General features: G+C 72.8%; 25 protein-coding genes. 4 read left to right on the top strand and 21 right to left on the bottom strand.

The window, feature by feature from the left end:
* Positions 1-49: 49 nt before the first annotated feature.
* The 12 genes from ACFV04_RS36230 to ACFV04_RS36175 all read right to left on the bottom strand — a co-directional run bounded on the left by ACFV04_RS36230 (position 50) and on the right by ACFV04_RS36175 (position 12301).
* A complete protein-coding gene (locus tag ACFV04_RS36230) occupies positions 50-874 on the bottom strand; it encodes a MetQ/NlpA family ABC transporter substrate-binding protein (protein WP_380348045.1) in 825 nt (274 codons plus the stop codon).
* 57 nt (positions 875-931) lie between these two features.
* Complete coding sequence (locus ACFV04_RS36225; protein WP_380535188.1) at positions 932-1678, bottom strand: methionine ABC transporter permease; 747 nt, start codon at positions 1676-1678, stop codon at positions 932-934.
* Positions 1675-2700, bottom strand: a complete 1026-nt coding sequence (locus tag ACFV04_RS36220) for a methionine ABC transporter ATP-binding protein (protein ID WP_380535186.1) — start codon at positions 2698-2700, stop codon at positions 1675-1677. Before ACFV04_RS36220 ends, ACFV04_RS36225 begins: the two co-directional genes overlap by 4 nt.
* A 549-nt stretch (positions 2701-3249) precedes the next feature.
* On the bottom strand, positions 3250-3750 hold the full coding sequence (locus tag ACFV04_RS36215) for a GNAT family N-acetyltransferase (RefSeq protein ID WP_360264633.1): 501 nt from the start codon (positions 3748-3750) through the stop codon (positions 3250-3252).
* Positions 3751-4004: 254 nt separating this feature from the next.
* Entirely contained in the window at positions 4005-4262 is a 258-nt protein-coding gene (locus ACFV04_RS36210; protein WP_380348041.1) for a hypothetical protein, read from the bottom strand.
* A gap of 108 nt (positions 4263-4370) precedes the next feature.
* On the bottom strand, positions 4371-5795 hold the full coding sequence (argH, locus tag ACFV04_RS36205; RefSeq protein WP_380348039.1) for an argininosuccinate lyase: 1425 nt from the start codon (positions 5793-5795) through the stop codon (positions 4371-4373).
* Between the two features lie 115 nt (positions 5796-5910).
* A complete protein-coding gene (locus ACFV04_RS36200) occupies positions 5911-6459 on the bottom strand; it encodes an arginine repressor (RefSeq protein ID WP_030245061.1) in 549 nt (182 codons plus the stop codon).
* Positions 6460-6482: 23 nt separating this feature from the next.
* A complete protein-coding gene (locus ACFV04_RS36195) occupies positions 6483-7688 on the bottom strand; it encodes an acetylornithine transaminase (RefSeq protein ID WP_380348035.1) in 1206 nt (401 codons plus the stop codon).
* Positions 7685-8560, bottom strand: coding sequence for an acetylglutamate kinase (argB, locus tag ACFV04_RS36190; RefSeq protein WP_360264700.1), 876 nt, complete (start codon positions 8558-8560; stop codon positions 7685-7687). The genes ACFV04_RS36195 and argB overlap by 4 nt, the downstream gene beginning before the upstream one ends.
* Before the next feature lie 179 nt (positions 8561-8739).
* A complete protein-coding gene (argJ, locus tag ACFV04_RS36185; protein WP_380535190.1) occupies positions 8740-9894 on the bottom strand; it encodes a bifunctional glutamate N-acetyltransferase/amino-acid acetyltransferase ArgJ in 1155 nt (384 codons plus the stop codon).
* A gap of 14 nt (positions 9895-9908) precedes the next feature.
* On the bottom strand, positions 9909-10937 hold the full coding sequence (argC, locus tag ACFV04_RS36180; protein ID WP_380535183.1) for an N-acetyl-gamma-glutamyl-phosphate reductase: 1029 nt from the start codon (positions 10935-10937) through the stop codon (positions 9909-9911).
* Between the two features lie 164 nt (positions 10938-11101).
* Positions 11102-12301 (bottom strand): methyltransferase, encoded by a 1200-nt coding sequence (locus ACFV04_RS36175; protein WP_380535181.1) that lies wholly within the window; start codon positions 12299-12301, stop codon positions 11102-11104.
* A 97-nt stretch (positions 12302-12398) separates the two neighbouring features.
* Between ACFV04_RS36175 and ACFV04_RS36170 the strand changes: the two genes are divergently transcribed.
* Both ACFV04_RS36170 and ACFV04_RS36165 read left to right on the top strand, forming a co-directional pair.
* The gene (locus tag ACFV04_RS36170) at positions 12399-12803 is read left to right on the top strand and encodes a VOC family protein (protein ID WP_360264617.1); all 405 of its coding nucleotides are present in this window, start codon (positions 12399-12401) and stop codon (positions 12801-12803) included.
* Positions 12804-12881: 78 nt separating this feature from the next.
* Positions 12882-13256 carry an RNA-binding S4 domain-containing protein gene (locus tag ACFV04_RS36165; protein ID WP_380535179.1) on the top strand — a complete coding sequence of 125 codons (375 nt, stop codon included), beginning with the start codon at positions 12882-12884 and terminating at the stop codon, positions 13254-13256.
* Between the two features lie 52 nt (positions 13257-13308).
* On the opposite strand, the gene ACFV04_RS36160 is transcribed toward ACFV04_RS36165, so the two are convergent.
* The 3 genes from ACFV04_RS36160 to ACFV04_RS36150 all read right to left on the bottom strand — a co-directional run bounded on the left by ACFV04_RS36160 (position 13309) and on the right by ACFV04_RS36150 (position 15473).
* Entirely contained in the window at positions 13309-13824 is a 516-nt protein-coding gene (locus ACFV04_RS36160; RefSeq protein ID WP_380348030.1) for an FBP domain-containing protein, read from the bottom strand.
* A gap of 10 nt (positions 13825-13834) precedes the next feature.
* Positions 13835-14419 carry an HDIG domain-containing metalloprotein gene (locus ACFV04_RS36155; RefSeq protein WP_380535177.1) on the bottom strand — a complete coding sequence of 195 codons (585 nt, stop codon included), beginning with the start codon at positions 14417-14419 and terminating at the stop codon, positions 13835-13837.
* Positions 14420-14588: 169 nt separating this feature from the next.
* The gene (locus ACFV04_RS36150) at positions 14589-15473 is read right to left on the bottom strand and encodes an SAM-dependent methyltransferase (protein ID WP_380348026.1); all 885 of its coding nucleotides are present in this window, start codon (positions 15471-15473) and stop codon (positions 14589-14591) included.
* A 208-nt stretch (positions 15474-15681) separates the two neighbouring features.
* Between ACFV04_RS36150 and ACFV04_RS36145 the strand changes: the two genes are divergently transcribed.
* A complete protein-coding gene (locus ACFV04_RS36145; RefSeq protein ID WP_380348024.1) occupies positions 15682-16599 on the top strand; it encodes a polysaccharide deacetylase family protein in 918 nt (305 codons plus the stop codon).
* A gap of 38 nt (positions 16600-16637) precedes the next feature.
* Here the strand turns inward: ACFV04_RS36145 and ACFV04_RS36140 are convergent, their stop codons facing one another.
* Positions 16638-17456, bottom strand: a complete 819-nt coding sequence (locus tag ACFV04_RS36140) for an SDR family NAD(P)-dependent oxidoreductase (RefSeq protein ID WP_380348022.1) — start codon at positions 17454-17456, stop codon at positions 16638-16640.
* 332 nt (positions 17457-17788) lie between these two features.
* Here ACFV04_RS36140 and ACFV04_RS36135 point away from each other — a divergent pair, with 332 nt between their 5' ends.
* On the top strand, positions 17789-18658 hold the full coding sequence (locus ACFV04_RS36135) for a 3-hydroxybutyryl-CoA dehydrogenase (RefSeq protein ID WP_360264597.1): 870 nt from the start codon (positions 17789-17791) through the stop codon (positions 18656-18658).
* Between the two features lie 154 nt (positions 18659-18812).
* Here ACFV04_RS36135 and ACFV04_RS36130 read toward each other — a convergent pair whose 3' ends face one another.
* The 5 genes from ACFV04_RS36130 to ACFV04_RS36110 form a co-directional block, all read right to left on the bottom strand.
* On the bottom strand, positions 18813-19904 hold the full coding sequence (locus tag ACFV04_RS36130) for a sugar ABC transporter substrate-binding protein (RefSeq protein ID WP_380348020.1): 1092 nt from the start codon (positions 19902-19904) through the stop codon (positions 18813-18815).
* Between the two features lie 263 nt (positions 19905-20167).
* Positions 20168-21010 (bottom strand): chitosanase, encoded by an 843-nt coding sequence (locus ACFV04_RS36125; RefSeq protein WP_380535175.1) that lies wholly within the window; start codon positions 21008-21010, stop codon positions 20168-20170.
* A gap of 121 nt (positions 21011-21131) precedes the next feature.
* Positions 21132-22097, bottom strand: a complete 966-nt coding sequence (locus tag ACFV04_RS36120; RefSeq protein WP_380535173.1) for a hypothetical protein — start codon at positions 22095-22097, stop codon at positions 21132-21134.
* Positions 22094-23056, bottom strand: a complete 963-nt coding sequence (locus ACFV04_RS36115) for an ATP-binding cassette domain-containing protein (RefSeq protein WP_380348015.1) — start codon at positions 23054-23056, stop codon at positions 22094-22096. Before ACFV04_RS36115 ends, ACFV04_RS36120 begins: the two co-directional genes overlap by 4 nt.
* Positions 23056-23493, bottom strand: coding sequence for a GntR family transcriptional regulator (locus tag ACFV04_RS36110; RefSeq protein ID WP_380535171.1), 438 nt, complete (start codon positions 23491-23493; stop codon positions 23056-23058). Before ACFV04_RS36110 ends, ACFV04_RS36115 begins: the two co-directional genes overlap by 1 nt.
* Between the last annotated feature and the right edge of the window lie 86 nt (positions 23494-23579).

Genomic DNA, 23579 nt, shown 5'->3' with positions numbered 1-23579 from the left:
GTGCGGCGGGGGCCCGGTCGGGCGTCGCGGCGTACCGCGGTGCGACGGATCAGAAGGCCGGGATGACCGAACCCTGGAAGGTGTCGTTGACGTACTTCTTGACCTCGTCGGAGTGCAGCAGCTCGGCGAGCTTCTTGACCCGCGGGTCGTCCTCCTTGCCCTTCTTCACGGCGAGGATGTTGGCGTACGGGTTGCCGTCGGCCTTCTCCAGCACCAGCGCGTCGGTGGCCGGCTTCAGGCCGGAGTCGATCGCGTAGTTGCCGTTGATGACGGCGGCGTCGAGGTCGGTGACGGAGCGGGGCAGCTGGGCGGCCTCCAGCTCCTTCCACTTGAGGTTCTTCGGGTTGCCGGTCACGTCGGCCGGGGTGGCCGTGGTGGTGACGCCGTCCTTGAGGGTGATCAGCTTGTTGTCGGCGAGCAGCTTGAGGGCGCGGCCCTCGTTGGTGGCGTCGTTCGGCAGGCCGACGGTGGCGCCGTCCGGCAGGTCGGCGATCGCCTTGACCTTCTTGGAGTAGAGGCCCAGCGGCTCCAGGTGCACGGGCTCGACGGACACGATGGTCGTGCCGTGCTTCTTGTTGAAGTCCTCCAGGTACGGGACGTGCTGGAAGAAGTTGGCGTCGGCCGAACCGTCCTGCACCGCCGTGTTGGGGGTCACGTAGTCGGTGACCTCCTTGATGTCGAGCTTGAGGCCCGCCTTCTCCGCGAGGTTGTCCTTGACGAACTTGAGGATCTGCCCGTGCGGGGTCGGGCTGGCGACGACCTTGAGCGGCGCGTTCGGGTCCGAGGAGGAGGACCCCGAGCTGCCGCAGGCGGCGAGGGAGAGGGCGAGGCCGGCGGTGGCCAGGGCGCTGGTGAACTTCAGGGCGTTGCGCACGAAAAGTGCCTTTCTGCGTGATACGGGGAGCCGCGTCCGGAGTCGGAGGCGGGAGGTCTAGGAGGCGACGAGGTCCTTGTCGCCGGCGGCCGGACCGGCCGGGCCGGCCGGGCCGCGGCCGAACAGCCGGGTCCGGCCGCCGGTGCGGCCGCGGTGGGAGAGGCGGCGGACGGCGAAGTCGCCGATCAGCTGGACGGCCGTGACGATGATCACCAGCTCGGCCACGATGACCCACATGAAGGCGGTCTCGAAGCGCTGGTAGCCGTAGTTGACGGCGAGGGTGCCGAGGCCGCCGCCGCCGACCGTGCCGGCCATCGCGGAGTAGCCGACCAGGGTGATGACCGTGGTGGTGATCGAGGCCACGATGCCGGGCAGCGCCTCGGGCAGCAGGGTCTTGCGGACGATCGTCCAGGTGCCGGCGCCCATCGACTGGACGGCCTCGACCAGGCCGCCGTCGACCTCGCGGACGGAGGTCTCGACCAGGCGGGCGAAGAACGGGATGGCGCCGATGGTCAGCGGCACGGTCGCCGCCTGCCAGCCGATCGACGTGCCGACGAGCCAGCGGGTGAAGGAGATCAGCGCGATCATCAGGATGATGAACGGCACCGAGCGGGCCAGGTTCACCACGAAGCCGATGCCCTTGTTGACGGCCCGGTTGGCCAGCAGGCCGCCCTTGTCGGTGAGCACCAGCAGGATGCCCAGCGGCAGGCCGAGCAGCACCGTGAAGGCGGCGGACACCCCGACCATCTGGAAGGTCTCCTGCGTGGCGGGCCCCATCAGGGCCCACATCTCGTCCCAGGTCATGCCACCGCTCCGTCCACCGCGCCCAGTACGTCCACCTGCAGGCCCTGCTCGCGCAGGTAGCCGATCGGCACCACGTTGTCCTGGTGGCCGCCGGGCAGCTCGACCCGCATCCGCCCGACCATCCGGCCGGCGATGGTCTCCACGGCGGCGCCGAGGATGTTGATGTCGATCTGGTAGGTGCGGGCCAGCTGGGAGACGAACGGCTGGGCCGAGGTGTCGCCCTGGAAGGTGATCTCCAGCACGGTGGAGCCGGCGTGGCCGGTGCCGAACTCGCTGAGCGGGAACAGCTCGCGGGCCAGCTCGGAGCCGGGCTTGGCCAGCAGGTCGGTGAGTTCGCCGGACTCGACCACCCGGCCGCCGCGCATCAGGGCGGCGGAGTCGCAGACGGACTTGATGACGTCCATCTCGTGGGTGATCAGCAGGACGGTGAGGCCGAGCTGCTGGTTGAGGTCGCGCAGCAGCTTGAGGATCGAGCGGGTGGTCTCCGGGTCGAGCGCCGAGGTGGCCTCGTCGGAGAGCAGCACCTTGGGGTCGCCGGCCAGGGCGCGGGCGATGCCGACGCGCTGCTTCTGGCCGCCGGAGAGCTGGTTGGGGTAGCTGCGGGCCTTGTCGCCGAGGCCGACCAGGTCGAGCAGTTCGGCGGCCTTGCGGCGGCGCTGGGTGCGGTCCAGTCCGATGATCTCCAGCGGGAGTTCGACGTTCTGCTGCACCGTCCGCGAGGAGAGCAGGTTGAAGTGCTGGAAGACCATGCCGATCCGGCGCCGCGCCTCGCGCAGTTCCCGTCCCGCGCGGTTCTCGCCGGCGGACAGGGCGGTGAGTTCGGCCCCGTCCACGGTGACGGTGCCGGAGGTCGGGCGCTCCAGCATGTTCACGCAGCGGATGAGGGTGGACTTGCCGGCGCCGCTGGTGCCGACGACGCCGTAGACCTCGCCCGGGCGGACGTGCAGGTCGACACCGGCGAGGGCGGTCACCTCGCGGCCTCGGGAGCGGTAGACCTTCGTGAGGTCCGTGGTGGTGATCACAGCAGCTTCCGTGGGTCGGGGGCGGGCGGCGCGGGTCGACCGCCCGACCGGGTTTCGGTCGGCGGTGTCCTTGCGGCGCTTCGCCAGGGGGATCCGGACCTGCCACCCCTTGATCGCGGCCGTCGGACGGCCGGGCCGCGCGAGGGCGTGGCCTTACGACTCACCGGCGCCCGCGGGCGGGCGGGCACGGCAGGGGGAGGGGTACGGGAGGAAGGGCGCGCTCACACGGGCGGGAGCGGCGCCGGAGTCTCGCTTCGGGGCGCGAGGGGAGGCACCCTCGGAGGGGTGCCGGGGGCGGTGGCCCTCAGCAGTGACACATTCGACGGCACATGGCACGCTCACCTGCCGGCAGCGTGCCGGTGGGGGTGCAGTTCGTCGTCGCAGTCATGTGAGCCAGTAAAACAGATGGTTCGAGGTACGCCCAATTATTTGACCAGGCTGTCCGCAATGCGGACGCATACCGCTCTGACCAGCGCAGACATGACTCGGCGCCGCCACCGGATCGTCCGGATGGTGGCGGCGCCGAGGGGCGGGGCGCGGGGCGGCCGGTCAGGCCGTCGCGGCGAGCGGCGTGCTGACGGGCTTCTCCAGGTGGACGAAGCTCAGCCGGCTGTTGACCTGTTCGACCCGGGTCTGCCGGTAGCCCTGGCGGGCGTACAGGCGCAGGTTGCCGAGGCTGCGGTGGCCGGTGAAGAGGCGGTAGGCGGACACCGCGCCGTCCTCGGCGAGGCGGCGCTCCAGCGCGTCCAGCAGGCGACCGCCGAGGCCGTGGCGCTGCATCCGCGGGTGGACGACCAGACGCCCTATCCGGGCGACGCCGTCGGGCTCCACGCGGCCGCGGACGGTGCCGACCACCTCGCCGCCCAGCCGGGCGACCAGGAAGTGCTGCTCGGTCAGTTCGGCGCGCAGACTCTCCAGGGTCTGCGTCAGGGGCTCGATCGCCCAGTCGCCGTACAGCTCGGCCTCGGGCTGGTAGCCGAGGTACTGGAGCTTGAGGATCTGCTCCGCGTCCTCGGCCGCCGCGGCCGAGATGATCACGCTCATGCCCATGTGGAGGGGCCTCCCCAGTCGTCGTGCCCGGCGCGCAGAGGTGGCGCGCTCACGCTCAGTATCCGAGTGATCGCGTCACCGTCAAGAGCTGCGTTCGCCAGCGCTCTACCCGGGTGTCAGCTTCCCTCAACCTTCGGGGGGCCAGACGTGGCGAGGGTCACGCCCGGGCGAGGAGGGGGTGGTGGGACGGGGCGCGCGGCGTGGAACGCGCACCGGGGAGTGCGGGCGGACGCGCCCGGAAGCCCTCCCGCGCCTCACGGGTACCGCTCCGCGTGGAGCAGCGTGCGCAGGCAGGCTAGGCAGCGGGAGCGGGTGGGGCCGATGGAGCCGCGGGGCATGCCGAGGCGCTCGGAGAGTTCGCGGTAGCTGGGCGGCGGGTCCTCCGCGAGGGCGGCGATCAGTTGCGGGCAGCGGCCGGGCAGGGCGGCGACGGTCTCGCGGACCACGCGGCGGCGGCGTTCGGCGAGGTAGACGTCCTCGGCGGAGGGGACGGGGGGAGGGGTGGTGCACACACCGTGCATGACGCCCCGGGGCGGGGCCGGTTACGCCCGGACCGGGGCGCGGACGCCGCAGGGGCGCGCCGGTCGGACCGCCGCGCCCCTGCTCACGCCGACCCCCGGTCAGCCCTGCACCCACTCCTGCTGCCGCGCCAGGTCCGCCTTCACCTCGGCGAGCTGGACCGCGACCGCCGAGGGGGCGGTGCCGCCGCGCCCGTTGCGGGAGGCGATGGCGCCGTGCACGCTGAGCACCGAGCGCACCTCCGGCGTCAGGTGGCCGGAGATCCCGGCGAACTGCTCGTCCGTCAGGTCGGACAGCTCGATGCCCTCGGCCTCGCAGACCTTGACGCAGGCGCCGGCCACCTCGTGCGCGACCCGGAACGGCACGCCCTGCTTGACCAGCCACTCGGCGATGTCGGTGGCGAGCGAGAAGCCGGCCGGGGCGAGCTCCTCCAGCCGCTCCCGGTGCACGGTGAGGGTGGCCATCATCCCGGTGAACGCCGGCAGCAGCACCTCCAGCGTGTCGCAGGAGTCGAAGACCGGCTCCTTGTCCTCCTGCAGGTCCCGGTTGTAGGCCAGCGGGAGCGCCTTGAGGGTGGCCAGCAGGCCGGTCAGGTTGCCGATCAGGCGACCGGACTTGCCGCGGGCGAGCTCGGCGATGTCCGGGTTCTTCTTCTGCGGCATGATCGAGGAGCCGGTGGAGAAGGCGTCGTGCAGCGTGATGAAGCCGAACTCCTTGGTGTTCCAGATGATCACCTCCTCCGCGATCCGGGAGAGGTTGATCCCGACCATCGCGGTGACGAAGGCGAACTCGGCGACGAAGTCGCGCGAGGCCGTGCCGTCGATGGAGTTGCCGACCGAGCCGCCCTCGAAGCCGAGCTCGGCGGCGACGGCCTGCGGGTCGAGGCCGAGCGAGGAGCCGGCCAGCGCCCCGGAGCCGTACGGCGAGACGGCGGTGCGGGCGTCCCACTGGCGCAGCCGCTCGGCGTCCCGGCCGATGGCCTGCACGTGCGCGAGGACGTGGTGGGCGAAGAGCACGGGCTGGGCGTGCTGGAGGTGGGTGCGGCCCGGCATGGCGGTGTCCGGGTGCGCCTCGGCGAGGCCGACCAGGGCGTGCTGGAGGTCGAGCAGCAGGCCGCCGATGGTCTTCGCGTGGTCCCGCAGGTACATCCGGAACAGGGTGGCGATCTGGTCGTTGCGGGAGCGCCCGGCCCGCAGCTTGCCGCCGAGCTCGGCGCCGAGGCGCTCCAGCAGGCCGCGCTCCAGGGCGGTGTGGACGTCCTCGTCGGCGACGGTGCCGGTGAAGGTGCCCGCCTCGACGTCGGCGAGCAGCCGGTCGAGGCCGTCCAGCATGGCGGCCAGTTCGTCGTCGGAGAGCAGTCCGGCCTTGTGCAGGACCCGGGCGTGGGCCTTGGAGCCGGCGATGTCGTACGGGGCGAGCCGCCAGTCGAAGTGGACCGAGGCGGACAGCTTGGCCAGCGCCTCGGACGGGCCGTCGGCGAAGCGCGCGCCCCAGAGGCGGACGTCGGAGGACTGCTGGGCGGTCATCGCGGGGCTCCTTCACACATGTGCGGCTGGTGGCATAAGTATGCATGACGGCGTATGAAACACAAAACCCCGGCCGGACGGGATCCGTCGGCCGGGGTTGCGGGTGTCCGAGGGGCTACTGCGCCTTCGCCTGGGCGAGTTGCATCAGGTGGTCGGCGAGCGCTTGGCCGCCGGCCGGGTCACGGCTGATCAGCAGGACGGTGTCGTCGCCGGCGATGGTGCCGATGATCTCGAACACCTCGGCCTGGTCGATCGCCGAGGCCAGGAACTGGGCCGCGCCCGGCGGGGTCCGCAGCACGACCAGGTTGCCGGAGGCCGTCGCGGAGACCATGAGCTCGCCGGCCAGCCGGGCCATCCGGCCCTCGCTGGCCGACTCCCCCATCGGCGCGCGCGGCGTGCGGTCGCCGCCCTCGGCCGGGACGGCGTAGATCAGCGCGCCGTCCCGGTTGCGGATCTTGACCGCGCCCAGCTCGTCCAGGTCCCGGGAGAGGGTCGCCTGGGTGACCACGAGTCCGTCGTCGGCGAGCAGCTTGGCGAGCTGGCTCTGCGAACGCACGGGCTGGCGGGTGAGCAGGTCCACGATCCGCCGGTGGCGCGCGGTGCGGGTCTGTGGGACCTGCGGCGTCGGGCCGGCGGCGGACGGGCCTGAGTGGGAAACGGTCATGTGATTATTCTCCCGGACGACGGTCAACTCGCATCGGCCGGGGCGCTTTCGCGCACCGTCCGGAGGATGCCCGGCAGCGCCGCGAGGAACGCGTCCGCCTCCTCCTCGGTCAGCACCAGCGGCGGGGCCAGCCGGACGGCGTCCGGGACGGCCGCGTTGACCAGGAACCCGGCCTCCTGCGCGACGGCCTGGACCCGGGCCGAGACCGGCGCGGTGAGCACGATGCCGAGCAGCAGGCCGGCGCCGCGCACGTGCGAGACCAGCGGGTCGCCGATCGCCTCGACGCCGTGCCGCAGCCGCTCGCCGAGCTTGCGGACGTGCTCCAGCAGGCCCTCGGACTCGATGGTGTCCAGCACCGCGAGCCCGGCCGCGGCGGCCACCGGGTTGCCGCCGAAGGTGGTGCCGTGCTGGCCCGGGGTGAGCAGCTCGGCGGCCTCCCCGAAGGCGAGGACGGCGCCCATCGGCAGGCCGCCGCCGAGCGCCTTGGCCAGGGTGACGACGTCCGGCTCGACGCCCTCGAAGGCCTGGTGGGCGTACCAGTGGCCGGTGCGGCCGACGCCGGTCTGGATCTCGTCCAGGACCAGCAGGGTGCCGGTGGCCCGGGTGATCTCGCGGGCCGCCCGGAGGTAGCCGTCGGGCAGCGGGATCGCGCCGTTCTCGCCCTGCACCGGCTCCAGGAAGACGGCTGCGGTCTCGGTGGTGACGGCCGCGCGCAGCGCCTCGACGTCGCCGAAGGGGACGTGGGTGACGTCGCCGGGCAGCGGGCGGAACGGGTCCTGCTTGGCGGGCTGGCCGGTGAGCGCGAGGGCTCCCATCGTCCGACCGTGGAAGGCGCCCTGGAGGGCGACCAGGTGGGTGCGCCCGGTCCGTCGGCTGATCTTGAACGCGGCCTCGTTGGCCTCCGCGCCGGAGTTGCAGAAGAACACCCGGCCACCCGCCCGGCCGTCCAGGCGCAGCAGCCGCTCGGCGAGGGCGATGGTGGGCTCGGCCATGAAGAGGTTGGAGACGTGGCCGAGGGTGGCGATCTGCCGGCCGACCGCCTCGACCACCGCCGGGTGGGCGGTGCCGAGGGCGTTGACGGCGATGCCGCCGAGCAGGTCGGTGTACTCCTTGCCGTCGGCGTCCCACAGCTTGCTGCCCTCGCCCCGCACCAGCGGGATCCGGGGGGTGCCGTAGTTGTCGGTGAAGCTGTGCTGCCACCGGTCGGTGAGCTGCTCGTTGTGCGTCATGCCAGTCCCCCGGTCACGGTCGGCTCGTCGTCCGGCACGACCATCGTGCCGATGCCCTCGTCGGTGAAGATCTCCAGCAGCAGGCTGTGCGGTACCCGGCCGTCCAGGACGCGGGCGGTGCCCACGCCGGAGCGGACGGCGCGCAGGCAGCCCTCCATCTTGGGGAGCATGCCGCTGGCCAGGCCGGGCAGCAGCTCCTCCAGTTCGCTCGCGTTGAGCTGGCTGATCACGTCGTCGGAGTTCGGCCAGTCCTTGTAGAGGCCCTCGACGTCCGTGAGGACGACGAGCATCTCGGCGCCGAGGGCGACCGCGAGGGCGGCGGCGGCGGTGTCGGCGTTGATGTTGTAGACGTGACCGTCGGCACCGCGCGCGATCGAGGAGATCACCGGGATCCGGCCGTCGCCGATCAGCGCCTTCACCGCGCCGGCCTCGATGTTGACGATGTCCCCGACCAGGCCGATGTCCACCTGCTCGCCGTCCACCACCGCGTAGCGCTTGACCGCCGTCATGGTGTGCGCGTCCTCGCCGGTCATGCCGACGGCGAACGGTCCGTGCTCGTTGAGCAGGCCGACCAGCTCGCGCTGCACCTGGCCGGCCAGCACCATCCGGACCACGTCCATGGTCTCGGGGGTGGTGACCCGCAGGCCGTTGGTGAAGCTGGACTGCAGGCCGAGCCTGTCCAGCTGGGCGCTGATCTGCGGGCCGCCGCCGTGCACCACCACGGGGTGCAGTCCGGCGTAGCGGAGGAAGACGACGTCCTGGGCGAACGCCGACTTGAGCTCGTCGTCCACCATGGCGTTGCCGCCGAACTTGATCACGACGGTCTTGCCGTGGAAGCGCTCCAGCCACGGCAGTGCCTCGATCAGCGTCATGGCCTTGGGCAACGCGGTGTTGTTGCGGGCCTGTTCGCCCTTGGGTGCGATCTGCACGGGGTTCCCTCGTCGATGGGGGTCCCCCCGGCCGGAGGCTGGGGGAGGATGTCGCGGACCCGGTACCGCCGCGGTTCGGTGGTGCCGCGGGTCAGGATGTCGCGGATCAGGTGCGGCGCGGATCAGGTGGAGTAGGCGCTGTTCTCGTGGACGTAGTCGGCGGTGAGGTCGTTGGTCCACAGCGAGGCGCTCGCGGTGCCCGCGTCGAGGTCCGCGGTGATGACGACCTCCCGGCCCTTCATGTCGACCAGGTCGCGGTCCTCGCCCACCCCACCGTCCTTGCAGACCCAGACGCCGTTGATGGCCACGTCGAGGCGGTTCGGGTCGAAGGCGGCGGAGGTGGTGCCGATCGCGGCGAGGACGCGGCCCCAGTTGGGGTCCTCGCCGTGGATGGCGCACTTGAGCAGGTTGTTGCGGCTGATCGTGCGGGCGACCTCGACGGCCTCGTCCTCGGTCGCGGCGCCGGTGACGTCGATCCGGATGTCCTTGCTCGCGCCCTCGGCGTCGCCGATCAGCTGACGGGCCAGCTCGGCACTGACGGTGCGGACGGCCTCGGCGAACTCGGCCCGGTCCGGGGTGGTGCCGGAGGCGCCGGAGGCCAGCAGCAGCACGGTGTCGTTGGTCGACATGCAGCCGTCGGAGTCGATCCGGTCGAAGGTGGTGCGGGTGGCGCCGCGCAGGGCGGCGTCCAGGTCCGTGCTGTCGACGGCGGCGTCGGTGGTGAGCACGACCAGCATGGTGGCGAGGCTCGGGGCGAGCATGCCCGCGCCCTTGGCCATGCCGCCGACCGTCCAGCCGGCCGGGCTGGTGACCTGGGCGGTCTTGTGCACGGTGTCGGTGGTCTTGATGGCGATCGCGGCGGCCTCGCCGCCGGTCCCGCTGAGCTCGCCGGCGGCGAGGGTGACGCCGGGCAGCAGGATGTCCATCGGCAGCCGGACGCCGATCAGACCGGTGGAGGCGACGGCGACCTCGCCCGCGTTGAGCCCCAGCTCCTCGGCGGCCTTCTCCGCGGTGGCGTGGGTGTCCTGGAAGCCGAGCGGGCCGGTACAGGCGTTGGCGCCACCGGAGTTGAGGACGACGGCGGAGACCTGCCCGCCCTTGAGGACCTGCTCGGACCAGAGCACCGGCGCGGCCTTGACCCGGTTCGAGGTGAAGACGCCGGCCGCGGCGAGCGAGGGACCGTCGTTGACCACCAGGGCGAGGTCCGGCGTGCCGGAGGCCTTGATGCCGGCGGTCACCCCGGCGGCGCGGAAGCCCTTGGCAGCCGTCACGCCCACGTTGCTGCTGTTGCTCACGGTGCGACTCCGTTCAGGGGGAGGCCCAGCTCTTCGGGCAGGCCCAGGGCGATGTTCATGCTCTGCACCGCGCCGCCCGCGGTGCCCTTGACCAGGTTGTCGATCGCGCTGATCGCGATGATCCGCCCGGCGGTGGCGTCCAGGGCGACCTGGACCAGGGCGGTGTTGGCGCCGTAGACGCTGCTGGTCTGCGGCCACTGGCCCTCGGGCAGCAGGTGGACGAAGGCCTCGTCCGCGAACGCCCCGGCGTAGGCGGCGCGCAGGCTCTCGGCGGTCACGCCGGGCCTGGCCTTGGCCGAGCAGGTGGCGAGGATCCCGCGCGGCATCGGGACGAGGGTGGGGGTGAAGGACACGGTGACCGGTTCGCCCGCGAGCGGGCTGAGGTTCTGCGCCATCTCCGGGGTGTGCCGGTGGACGCCACCGACGCCGTACGGGCTGACGTTGCCCATCACCTCGCTGCCCAGCAGGTGCGGCTTGGCGGCCTTGCCGGCGCCGGAGGTGCCGGAGGCGGCGACCACGACGGCCTCCGGCTCGGCGAGTCCGGCCGCGTACGCGGGGAACAGCGCGAGCGAGACGGCCGTCGGGTAGCAGCCGGGCACGGCGATCCGGTTGCTGCCCTTCAACGCGGCTCGGTGGCCGGGGAGTTCGGGCAGGCCGTAGGGCCAGGTGCCGGCGTGCGCGGAGCCGTAGAACTGCTCCCAGTCGGCGGCGGCCTTGAGCCGGAAGTCGGCGCCGCAGTCGACCACCAGGACGTTCGGGCCGAGGGCCTCGGCGACGGCGGCGGACTGGCCGTGCGGCAGCGCCAGGAACACCACGTCGTGGTCGGCCAGCACCTCGGGGGTGGTGGGTTCGAGGACGCGGTCGGCGAGCGGGATCAGGTGCGGCTGCAACGCGCCCAGCCTGGCGCCCGCGTTCGAGCCGCCGGTCAGCGCCCCGATCTCCACCTCCGGGTGGCCGAGCAGCAGGCGCAGCACCTCTCCGCCCGCGTATCCGCTCGCGCCGGCGACGGCGACTCGCAATGCCATGGCGTTCCTCCTTAGTCTTGGCATGAATATACGCGGGAGGGAAAATCCATGCAAGGAGTTCGTGGCAGAGCGCCCCGGGCGCCCGGGCGAGCCCCGGGGCGGAGGTCCGCGACGGCCGGGGCCCGGGGGCCTGGAGACCTGGGGGCCTGGGGGCCTGGGGCCGGTCAGCGCTTGACGGCGCGCAGCACCACGAACTTGGGGTTCCCGGCCACCAGTCGGCAGTTGCCGAACAGGCGGCGCAGCTTGACGTGGTAGCCGAGGTGGCGGTTGCCGACCACCCAGAGTTCGCCACCGGGCCGCAGGGCCCGCTTGGCGCCGGTGAACATCCGCCAGGAGGTCGCGTCGGTGGTGGCCTGGTGCGAGTGGAACGGGGGGTTGTTGAGCACCAGGTCCACCGAACCGGGGGCGACCACGTCCGCCGCCAGCGCGTCGGCGGTGCGGAACTCGGCCGGGGCGTCCGGGCCCAGGTTGGCGCGGAAGGTCTCCTCGGCGGAGGCCACCGCCTGGTGCGACTCGTCCACGAAGAGCAGCTCCGCGCCGGGCCCGGCCAGCGCGGCGGCCGTGCCGACCACGCCGTTGCCGCAGCCGAGGTCGACCACCCGGGCGCCCGGGGCGGGGACGGGCAGGTGGGCGAGGAAGAAGCGGGTGCCGATGTCGAGCCGCTCGGCGCAGAACGTCCCGGCGTGGTTGACGACCGTACGGCCGGCGGCGGGGCCGATGTCCGACGGCAGCGCGTAGCGGTGCGGCCACGGGTTCGGGCCGGGGTCGAGCGCCGGATCGGGGGTGCACAGGATCAGCCGGGCCTTGCGGACCGCCAGCGAGGTGCGGGTCGGGCCGAGGATCCGCTCGAAGAGCCGGAGGGTGGAGCTGTGGATCTCGGTGACCATGCCGGTGCCGACCACCACGGTGCCGGGGTGGAGCGCGGGGGCGAGCCGGTGCAGCTGGTCCTCCAGCAGGGCCAGGCTCTTGGGCACGCGCACCAGCAGCACGTCGATCCGCTCCGGCGGGGTGTCCCGGGTACTGAGCAGCCGGTCCCCGTCGACGGCGGCACCGGCGCGGGCCAGGTTGGCCAGGGTGGCCTGGCGGCCCAGGTGGGAGTCGGAGATCTGGACCGGCCCGAACCCGGCGAGCGCGGTGGTCAGCGCGCCCCAGCGGTCGCCGAGGACGGCGATCCGGCGGCCGGCCAGCTCGGTGGCGGCGCCGCCCGCGCTGTCCGTCTCGCCCGCGAGGTGGCGCAGCAGGTACTCGTCGGCGGCGTCCCAGGCCCGGAGCCGCTCGCGCGGGTCCTCGGGGAAGCGGGTGAGGTCGAGGGTGCCCCACGGGGTGGAGAACGTGGTCGCGGCGGGCGTGGTCTGCGGATTCATCGTGTTCTCAGGCTATCGGACGGCCGGTGGGGGAACAGTTTTGGATGACTGCCGCCGGACGGATACTGGAAGGGCCCGACCGAGAGGGGTGAGGGCGATGGACTGGAAACTCGAAGTCGTGGTGGTCCCCGTGTCCGACGTGGACCGCGCGAAGCTCTTCTACGAGGAGCAGGCCGGGTTCACGGTGGACCACGACACCCGCCTGCGGGACGGGGTCCGGGTGGTCCAGCTGACGCCCCCCGGCTCACCCTGCTCGATCGTGGTGGGCAAGGGGGTGATCGACTCCCCGCCCGGCTCGGTCAAGGGCCTCCAACTGGTGGTGGCGGACATCGAGAAGGCGCACGCCGAACTGGTGGCGCGGGGTGTCCAGGTCAGTCCGGTCCAGCACTTCGTGGCGGGTGCCCGGGTGAACGGGCACGGCGAGGCCTGGAACAACTTCGTGTTCTTCAACGACCCGGACGGCAACGGCTGGGCGATCCAGGAGGCGCCGGCCGCGGCGTAGCCGCCGGGCGGCCGCCCGTCCCGCCGCGCAGGCCGTCCGTCGGCCGCCCGGGCCCGACCGCTTGGGTAGGCTCCGAGGATGGCTGAACACGAGGGAAGCGTGCGGGTGGACAGCTGGATCTGGGCGGTCCGGCTGGTCAAGACGCGGGCGCTGGCGGCGGCCGCCTGCCGGGCCGGACACGTCCGGGTGAACGGCGAACGGGCCAAGCCGGCCCAGGCGCTGAAGCCCGGCGACGAGGTCCGGGTGCGCGAGGACAACCACGAGCGGGTGGTGGTCGTGCGGACGCTGATCCGCAAGCGGGTCGGCGCCCCGGCGGCCGCGGAGTGCCTGGTCGACAACAGCCCGCCGCGGCCGCCGCGCGAGTTCGTCGCGGCGGCCGGGCAGCGGGACCGCGGGGCCGGGCGCCCGACCAAGCGGGAGCGCCGCGAACTGGACGGGCTGCGCGGCCACTGAGCCCCGGCCGGGCAGGGCCTGCGCCCGGACCGGGCCTGCGCCCGGGCAGGGCCTAGCCGGGCGTGACGGTCGTGTCGGTGAGCACCCGGGCGAGGAAGGCGTCGAGGTTGCCCAGCGTCCGGGCGATCTGGTCCGCCAGCGGCAGCGACTCGTCGGGCCGGGTCACCAGGGTGGACTTCTTCAGCCCGCGCACGTAGAGCGAGCAGGCGAGGTCGGCGCAGATGTAGGTCCCGACGGTGTTGCCCTCGCGGCCGGCGGCGCCGGCCCGGCGGGCGGCGAGCAGCGCGACGCCGGTGCCGGCGTGCCCGGTGATGCACAGCGAGCAGACGTTGGTCTTGGTCAGGCTGCGCCGGACCGTCGGCACCCGCAGCGTCACCCCGACGAGTTCGCCGCCGTGCGGGGCCACCAGGTAGGCGCGGTCGGGCGCGCCCTGGTCCCGCCAGCCGAGGAAGTCCAGGTCCTCCCAGGGCAGTTCGGCGAGGCCCCGGGGAAGGTTGAGCCGACGGGCCTCGCCCTTGGAGCAGTTGACGAAGGACGCGCGGATCTCGTTCTCACTCAGGGCTTCCATGCCTCGGAAGCTAACACCGCCCGGCGCGCCCTGTCGCGTGGGTTTCCCGGGCGCGCACGGGGTGCGCGGCCTGGACGGCGAGCCGCCTCGGGGCGTCCTCGCCGATCCGGGTGAGCAGGTCGTCCAGGGCGAGGAAGGCCTCCCAGCGCTCCCGGCCGGTGGCGGCGGCGAGCCGGTCGACCACGCGGTCCTCCAGGTCCTGGACGCGCTTGTTCTTCCACGCCTTGTCGGCCAGGCTGACCAGCAGTTCCTCGACGGTGACGCCGGGCCCGCCCCAGCTCGCGTGGCTGCGGGCGAAGCGGGCGAGCCGCTCGGGGACGCCGCGGGCGAGCAGCAGGGCGTGACCGGCGGCCTCGTGTGCGGATCCGGGCCCCGAGAGTTCCTCCGGGTGCACGGTCTTGCCGATGTCGTGGGTGGCGGCGCCGTACCGGACGGCCTCGCGGTCGAACTCCAGACCCTCACCGGCGCAGAAGTCGGCGATCTCCTCGGCGACTTCGTGCACCAGCGCGAGGTGGGCGACCAGCCGGGGTGGGGCGTCGAGGTCGCGCAGCAGGTCGGCGGCCCCGGCGGGCAGGGGCGGCAGGGTGGTGGTCACGCCGCAGGCTACCCGGGCGGGTGAGGGGCTGTCAGTGGGGCTGCGTAGGCTGCGGTGATCCGGTCCCGGCGCAGGAGGGAGGCGCCGGGGCCGGGTACCGGTCACGCGCGGGGCGCGGCGGCGGCCGCCGTGGGCCCGACGGCCACGGCAACCACCACGGCAGCAGCGGCTACGGCTTGAACGCGACGCCCGCGTAGGCGGAGACGTCCTGCCAGCCCTCCGGCAGTTCGGTGGTGGGCACGTGTCCGGCGGTGGGGCGCCAGAGCGGGAGCTGGACGAGCCCGGGGCCGACGAACTCGAAGTCCCCGAAGAAGGGTTCGACGCCGGCCCGGGGGCGCAGGACGAGCGGGGCGCTGGCGCTCTTGTAGATCCGGGTGCCCTCGGCGGCGCTCTCCCGGGAGGCGAAGTCGGGGCTGCCGTGCGACAGGATCAGCGCGCTGCCCGGGGCGAGCGCCTCGCGCAGGGTGCGGACGATCTGCTGCGCGCCGTCCTCGTCGCGGATGAAGTGCAGGACGGCGACCAGCATCAGCGCGACCGGCCGGGAGAGGTCGACGGCGGCGGCCAGTGCGGGGTGGGCGAGGATCGCGGCCGGGTCGCGCAGGTCGGCCTCGATCACCGAGGTGTGCCCGGCGGGGTGTCCGGCCAGCAGGGCGCGGGCGTGGGTGGCGACGATCGGGTCGTTGTCGACGTACACCACGCGGGCGTCCGGGGCGACCCGCTGGGCGACCTCGCTGGTGGAGCCCACGGCCGGGATGCCGGTGCCGATGTCGACGAACTGGCGGATGCCCCGGCCGGCCGCGAACTCGACGGCCCGCCCGAGGAACTGCCGGTTGGTGCGGGCCAGCAGCGGAAGCGCGGGGTAGGCGGCTATCGCGGCCTGGGCGGCCTTGCGGTCGGCCTCGAAGTTGTCCTTGCCGCCCAGGTAGTAGTCGTACATCCGGGCGGTGTGCGGGATGCCGGTGTCCAGCTCGCTCGGCGGCTGCCAGTCGTCCGCTCTGGCCCAGTGCCAGTCGGTGTCGGCCGCCCGGCCGGTCGCCGTGGTGTCCTCGTACATCCTGTCCGCCCCCAATGCGCGATGCCGGAATTGTGCGACCGCCTGTCAACACGCGGCGCGCGGTGATCGTATCCAACGACACGCCGTGGAAACAGCGGGAGTTCAGGTTTACGCAACGCCCGTAGACAGGGTGTGTGCACGTCAAGGGCGGTACGGACGGGTCATCCCGGATCGCCCGCCACGGCCGTCCTCTCTATGCTGGCTGCCGATGACTGCCGACCGCCGCACCGTACTGCGCACCGCCGCCAAGCTGGCCGCCCTCACCGCCGCCGGAGGCCTCCTCACCGCCTGCGGCACCGGCGTGCCCCGCCGGGCCGACCCAGGGGCGCTGGCCGCCCACCCCGGCACCGTCGACCCGCAGCACATCACCGACCCGGCCTGGAACGGCGGCGAGGGCCCGGCCTCCCCCGCGCCGACCGCACCGGCCGCCGGCGCGGATCCCGAGCCCGTCGCCGATCCGACCGCAGCCGCCGCCCGGGCGTCCGCCCCGCCGACCCCTCCCCCGCTGCCCCCGCTCGCGCCCGGCACCCCGGTCGAGGTCGTGTACGGGCCGCGCACCGGCAAGAACGTGGCGCTCACCGTCCACGGCAGCGGCGACCCGAAGCTGGCCACCGCCCTGCTGGAGATCGCCGAGCAGCGCGGCGCCAAGCTGACCGTGATGGTGGTCGGCAGCTGGCTCGACCAGCAGCCGCAGATGGCGCAGCGGATCCTGGACGGCGGCCACGAGCTGGGCAACCACACCCAGAACCACCTCAACATCTCCGCGATGACGCCGGACCAGGCGCGCGCCGAGATCGCCCAGTGCGCCGACCGGCTGCAGAAGCTCACCGGTTCGATCGGCCGCTGGTTCCGCCCCTCCGCCGCGCAGTACTCCACCCCGATGGTGCGCGAGCAGGCGCGGGCCGTCGGCTACGAGCACGTGCTGTCCTTCGACGTCGACCCGCGCGACTACAACGACCCCTCGGCCGCCGAGCTGCAGCGCCGGGTGCTGAACTCGGTGCGCGGCGGCTCGGTGGTGGCCCTGCACATGGGCCACCAGTGCACGGTCGACGCGCTGCCGGCCATCCTGGACGGCCTCGCCAAGGCCGGGCTCAAGCCGGTGACCGCCAGCCAACTGTGCGCCTAGGGCCGGCTGCGCGAGCAGGGCCCCGGGGGCCGTACCGGTCAGACCATCGGGTCGTCGTCCTTGTACGGGCGCAGCCGCAGGGTACGGGCGTCCGACGCGCGGATCTCGTCGGCCCGCTCGACCAGCTCCGCCAGGTCGTCCCGCCCCGCGTGGATGAACCGCCCGTGCAACCCGTCGAAGCGGCCCCGGGCGGCGTCCACGGCGACCGCGACCATGTACGGGATGGAGCCCCAGTCCTTCGTGTCCCGGAACATCGGCATCCCGGCGGTCATGTCGGTGGCCACCGCCCCGGGGCTGATGTCGAGGACGACGACGTCGTGCCGGGCGAGCGAGTCGGCCATGTTGTCGGACAGCTGGAGCAGCGCGCCCTTGGAGGTGGCGTACGCGGTGTAGTTGCCGTCCGGGCGCAGCGCGAAGCCCGAGTTGAGGTTGACCACCCGGCCGCTCCGCCGTTCGACCATGCCGGGCAGCACGCAGCGCAGCAGGTTGTACGGGCCGCGCAGGTTGGTCTCCACCACCTGCCACCACTGGTTGGCGTCGCTCTCCCAGATCGGCACCTCGGCGCGGTCGACCAGGCCGGCGTTGTTGACCAGCAGGTCGATCGGGCCGAGGTCGCGCTCGACCAGCCGGACGGCCTCGCGCACCGATCCCGGGCGGGTGACGTCGGCGGTGACCGCGACGCCCCGGGAGCCGCGCACGACGCACTCCTTGAGGGTGTCGGTCAGCGTCTCGTGGGTGCGGCCGACCAACCCGACGGCCATCCCCTCGGCGGCCAGGCCGATGGCGATCTCCCGGCCGATGCCCCGGCCGGCGCCGGTGATCAGGGCAACCTGTCCTGCGAGCGATCCCGTCGACACCGCGTGTGCTCCCTTCCGTCCCCGCCCCTGTCCGCCGTCTTTTCCCCGCCCCGTCCGCGGTCCCGTCCCCGGCCCCCGCCTGCGGCATTCTGTCGGCCGCCGGGCGGCGGCGGCCCCGGGGCACACGGGCCGGAGCCGCCGCCTCACCCGTTCGGGGGATCCGTCCGCGGTGGCACTCCTCCGGGGAGGGGGTGACCTACTGGCCGGTACGGAGTAGTAACGTCGTCGGGGCGGTGACCGGTGCACCCATTCCGGTACACCGACCCGCTGACCAGCAGCTCGCTGGGCCACCAGTCGCTGGGCGACCCCCAGCACCACCGAAGGGCAACTGAGTGAGTGACATCGCGCGCGTCGGAGTAGTGGGCTGCGGACTGATGGGGTCGGGCATCGCCGAGGTCTTCGCCCGGGCCGGGCTGGACGTCCTGGTGTCGGAGGCCAGCGGCGAGGCGCTGGAGTTCGGCCGCACCCGGCTGACCAACTCCCTGGACACGGCGGTCAAGCGCGGCAAGCTGAGCCCCGAGGCGCGGGACGAGGCGATGGCCCGGCTGTCCTTCACCGTCGACCTGGCCGACTTCGCCGACCGCGACCTGGTGGTCGAGGCCGTCGCCGAGCGCGAGGACATCAAGGTCAAGATCTTCCAGACCCTGGACCAGGTCATCGAGCGCCGCGACGCGGTCCTCGCCTCCAACACCTCCTCGATCCCGATCGTGAAGCTGGCCGCCGCCACCTCCCGCCCGGAGCAGGTGATCGGCCTGCACTTCTTCAACCCGGCGCCGGTGCAGAAGCTGGTCGAGGTCATCCCGACCCTGACCACCTCGGCGACCACCACCGAGCGGGTCGAGGCCTTCGCCTCCCAGGTGCTCGGCAAGGAGCCGATCCGCGCCCGCGACCGGGCCGGCTTCGTGGTCAACGCGCTGCTGGTGCCGTACCTGCTGTCCGCGGTGCGGATGTTCGAGTCGGGCGTGGCCACCGCCTCCGACATCGACAAGGGCATGGAGGCCGGCTGCGCCCACCCGATGGGCCCGCTGCGCCTGTGCGACCTGATCGGCCTGGACACCATCGTGTCGATCGCCGAGTCGATGTACGACGAGTACAAGGAGCCGCTGTACGCCGCTCCCCCGCTGCTCTCCCGGATGGTCGACGCGGGCCTGCTCGGCCGCAAGTCCGGCCGCGGCTTCTACGACTACACCGCGAGCGCCTGACCCGCGAAAGACACCTCCACGCGGCCCTGTTACGGCACGGGCGGCAGGTCGACGGGGGTTCGAAGCCGGCCCCACCGTCGTACGGCCAGGCGGGGAGTGCCAGGGGCGACGCAGCCGGCTCCCCGCCCGGGGGGGCGGGGAGCCGGGCCTCGCGCTACTTGACGCCGGCCGCCGCGCAGGCGTCCGCGTACTGCGGCGTGCAGATGTCGGCGGCCTTGTAGAGGCCGCCGCCGACCACCGTGGTCTGCACCTTCGCCTTGGTCACCACGATCGGGGTGAGCAGCAGGGACGGGATGTGCAGCCCGCCGCTGTCGGTGACCGAGGTCGCCGTCGAGCTGATGTCCAGGCCCTCGACCAGCTGGACGGCGATGCTGCCGGCCGCGTCCGTCTCGGGCTTGTACGGCTTGTAGATCGTGTAGGTCTGCTCGCCGGTGAGCACCCGGCGCACCGCGTCCATGGACGCGTCCTGACCGCCCACGGGCACGTTCTTGATGCCCGCCGCCTTCAGGGAGTCGATGACGGCCGCGGCCATGCCGTCGTTGGCCGCGTAGACGGCCTGGATGCCGTCCTTGCCCAGGCTCTGGATGGCCTCGTTCATCTTCGCCGTGGCCACCTCCGGCTTCCACTCGCCGGACTGCTCGTAGGCGATCTTCTTGACCTTGCCGTCCAGCGCGCGGTGCGCGCCCGCCTTGAACTGCGCCGCGTTGGGGTCGGACTCGGCGCCGTTGATCATCACGACGTTGGCCGAGGCGGCCTTCGGGCCCAGCGCGTCCAACAGGGTCTGGCCCTGGAGTTCACCGGTGCGCGCGTTGTCGAAGGACACGTAGGCGGCGACCTTGCCGGCGGCCAGCCGGTCGTAGGCGACGACCTTCACGCCCTTGGCAGTGGCGGCCTCGACCCACGGGGCGGTGCTCTTCGCGTTGACCGGGTCGAGCAGGATGACCTTGACGCCCTTGGCCAGCATGTCGTCGAACTGGCGCTTCTGGGTGCTCTCGTTCCCGTCCGCGTTGGCGTAGCTGATCGTGCACCTCGGGCAGAGGCTGGTGACCGTCTGCTGGATCAGCGGCCTGTCGAAGGCCTCGTAGCGGGTGGAGGAGGTGTTCTCCGGCAGAAGCAGACCGATGCTCCGTTCGCTCCCGCCGGCCGCCGGCTGCTGCGACACGACGGTCTGGCCGCAGGCCGCGAGGGTGAGCGCGAGGGACACGGCGGCCGTGCCCGCGGCCGCGAGACGCATGGGTCTGTTCATGATCGGTGGTGCCTCCTGTACTGCGCCGCAGCGTCGCGGCAGGGAAGGGAGTCAAGCGCCACCGGGCCGATGCGTCAATAAGTGAAGGAGTCTTCGTTATTCTCCTGTCCGATTCGTTATGGAGCGAATGGCCCGTGCGCATCGCCGCAGGAAGGCCGCCGGACGGCTCAGCAACGGCGTCGACTCCCGAAGGAATCGCGGAGACGAAAGCCGACGGCGGGCGGCCCCGGGGAGGGGGCGCCCACCGTCGGGACGGTGACGGCTCAGCTGTTGATGGCGTAGCTGTCGCCGTAGACCTTCCACTTCAGCGGCGGGTTGAGGTCGAAGTTCTTGGCGTTGAGGAAGACCAGCTGCTCGGTGTCCACCCGGCTGGTGTCGGAGTGGGCCTCCTCCTTCTTCATGACCACCTTGCGGGCGTCGAGGAAGGCCTTGAGGTAGGTGGCCTCGTCGCCGCCCTGGGCGGGGGTCTTCGCCTTCTTCATCGCGGCGGCGCGGATGCCGCCGAAGCTGTCCGAGCTGTTGCCCGGGCCGTGCATGACGATGGCGTCGTAGTAGGCGAACTGGCCGAGCGCGCGCAGGCCGTCGGCCTTGGCCTGGCTGACGGCGGGGTTGAAGTAGACCCGGTCGCGCTCGTCGTTCTGGGCCTGCTGGAAGACGGAGTCCTTGGCGGCGGTGGCCCAGTCCCGCTCGAACGCGGAGCCGAGGCCGGCGTGCGATTCGGTGCCGTTGACCTTCTTCAGCGCGGGAAGGTACTTGGCCAGGACGTTGCCGGGCTTGAGGTCGGCGTAGTGCTGGACCAGCTCCAGCATGTCGCCGGTGCCGGAGCAGAAGCCGATGATGCCGGCGGTGTAGCCCCGCCCGTCCTTGATGTCCTCGATGTACTTGTACTGGGCCTTCCAGTCCAGCGACGAGTTCTCCGCGCTGGACACCAGCTGCATCGCGATGTCCTTCTTGTGCGGGTCGTCCAGTCCGGTCGCCTTGAGCTGGACGGCGGTGGTCGGGGCCGGGGCGGCCTGGGCCGCCGTGGTGGCCGCGACGGTGAGGGGCGCGGCCACCAGGGCGGCGGTGAGGGCGATGCGGAGGGCTCGACGGGGCTGAGGGCGCATGGGACGCTCCGATTCCTCGTAGGGTTAGGAAACTTTCCTAACGAGAAGAAGGAAAGCCGTCCGGCCGCGCTCCCGCAAGGGTTTTGACGGAACCTCTTCAAACGATCTCCGGGCCCGCAGGTCAGACCGCCCGCCGCCGCACCCACCAGACCGCGGCCGCGCAGGCGGCGAGGCCCAGCACCGTCATCCAGCCGGCCTCGATGAACTGGAACGGCCAGAACCGGTCCGCCGGCTGGTACACCTGGTGCACCGTGTAGCCGCCGTCGCGCAGCAGCGACTGCCACGCGCCGCCCGAGTCGCCGAGGCGGTAGAAGTCGTCCGTGGGGATCCGGTTCCCGGCCGGGTCGGAGAACCACACGTCCAGCACCCACCGGTCGTCCACCGCCATGGCGTTCAGCGTGTGCATCGGCTCCTCCAGGGGAGCCATGTAGTGCGAGCGCACGGCCACGGCGAGGAACGGCAGCGCGACCGAAGCCGCCATCCCGACACCGACCGCGACCACGGTGCGGCGCAGCACCGCACCGGCCAGCGCCGCGACCCCGAAGGCCACCAGCACCCGACCCACCAGTACCGGTGGCGCCAGTGCGAAGAGGTCCGGGTTGAACACGCCGGCCCTGATCGCCAGCGGCTCGCTCCACCAGCGCAGCAGCAGCCCGAACAGCGCCGCCACGACGGCCAGAACCGCGCCGCCCACGGCCAGGCCGCCCGCCGTCCACCGGGTCCGCCCGGCGCCCTGGGTCCAGGCGAAGCGCACCGTGCCGTGCTCGAACTCCCGTGCCAGCAACGGGCCGCCGAGGAACGCGCCGAACACGCCGCCGAGGACGTAGACCACGCTGTCGAGCTCCAGCAGGCCGCCTCCGTACGTGCGCGTGAACCGCTTGTACGCGGCCAGGCAGGCATCCGCGGACGGATCGCAGGCGGCGGCGCCCGTGCGGTCCAGGCCGGTGTGCAGGTACCAGCCGTGCAGCAGCAGGGCGAGGGAGACCGCGGCCATCACCGTGAGCAGGGTCAGCAGGGCGGGCCGGTGGCGCAGCCCGGCGGCCCGCAGGACGGCGGAGCGGGGCGGGGCCAGGGTGGTCGAGCTCACGGCAGCATCGCCTTCTCGGTCGTCGCAGTCATCCCGGTCGTCGCGGTCGTCCCGGTCGGGCGGACGGCCCCGCGCGGGCCTGGCAGGGCGGAGGCGGTCGGCTCCCGCAGGTAGGCGAGCACCAGCTCCTCCAGGCCGACGCGCTGCTGGCGCCAGCCGCCGGAGACCGGGGCGTCCACGCCGCCGGTGCGGACCAGCAGGTGCGACTGGGTGCCGGCCCGGCGGTCGCGGACCACCGGCAGGCGTTCGGCGACCGCGTCCGCCTCGGCGGTCGGACCGGTGAGCATCCGGTGGCCGCCCAGCAGGTCGTCGACCTCCCCCGACACCTGGACCCGGCCGCCGGCCAGCACCACCAGGTAGTCGCAGCTCTGCTCCAGCTCGTTGACGGCGTGCGAGGAGAACACCACCGAGAGCCCGTCCTCGGCCACCGCGGTCAGCAGCACGGCCATGAAGTCATGCCGGGCAAGCGGGTCGAGCGCGGCCAGGGGCTCGTCCAGGAGCAGGAGTTCGGGCCGCTTGGCGAGGGCCAGGGCGAGCGAGACCTGGGCCTGCTGGCCGCCGGAGAGGCGCCCGTACTTGCGGTCCAGCGGGATGCCGAGGCCGTCCAGGTGGGTGCGCGCCCGGGCGGCGTCCCAGCGCCGGTTGAGGTGGCCGCCGATCGCGAGCAGGTCCCGCACGGGCAGGCCCGGGTAGAGCGCGGCGTTCTGGGCGACGAACCCGATCCGGTCCAGGGCCTCCGGGGAGCCCGGGAGTTGGTCGCCGAGGACGGTCATCACCCCCTCGCTGGGCAGGGTCAGGCCGGCGGCCAGGCTCAGCAGTGTGGTCTTGCCCGCGCCGTTCGGACCGACCAGCGCCACCACGTGTCCGGCCGGGACGGCGAGGTGGCAGTCCCGCAGCGCCCAGGAGCGGCGGTAGCGCTTTCCGATCCCGCCGCAGTCGATCACCGTGTCCGTCACCATCAGGCCACCACCCCGTCGCGCCCCTCACGCAGGTCGCGCAGCGCGTCCTCGAACACCGCGACCATCCCCCCTTCGTCCAGCCCGGCGGCCCGCGCCGTGCGCATCCAGTCCAGCAACCCCCGCCGCAGCGCGGCCCGTTCGCGCAGCGGCACGACCCCGGCGGGCAGCCCGCGCACGAAGGTGCCCTGGCCGCGGCGGCCGGCCGCGAGGCCTCGGTGCTCCAGTTCGCGGTAGGCCTTGAGCACGGTGTTCGGGTTGATCGCCAGTCCGGCGACCACCTCGCGCACCCGGGGCAGTCGGTCCCCCTCGGTCAACCAGCCCATCCGCAGCGCCTGTTCGACCTGCTGCACGAGCTGCAGGTAGGTCGGGACGCCGGAGGCCGGGTCCAGGCGGAACTCGATGGGAGAGGGTCCGTCGTCGGCTTTATCTACTTCCATAGGTAAAGAGATATTCGACGAACTGAGGCACCGTCAACCAAGGACGTGCAAAAAGGGCCCCGCCCCGGACCTGGTGGGTCCGGGGC

Source organism: Kitasatospora sp. NPDC059599, assembly GCF_042735125.1.
GTDB lineage: Bacteria > Actinomycetota > Actinomycetes > Streptomycetales > Streptomycetaceae > Kitasatospora.
The sequence above is the reverse complement of the archived record's forward strand: the minus strand, read 5'-3'. Positions and strand labels throughout refer to the sequence as shown.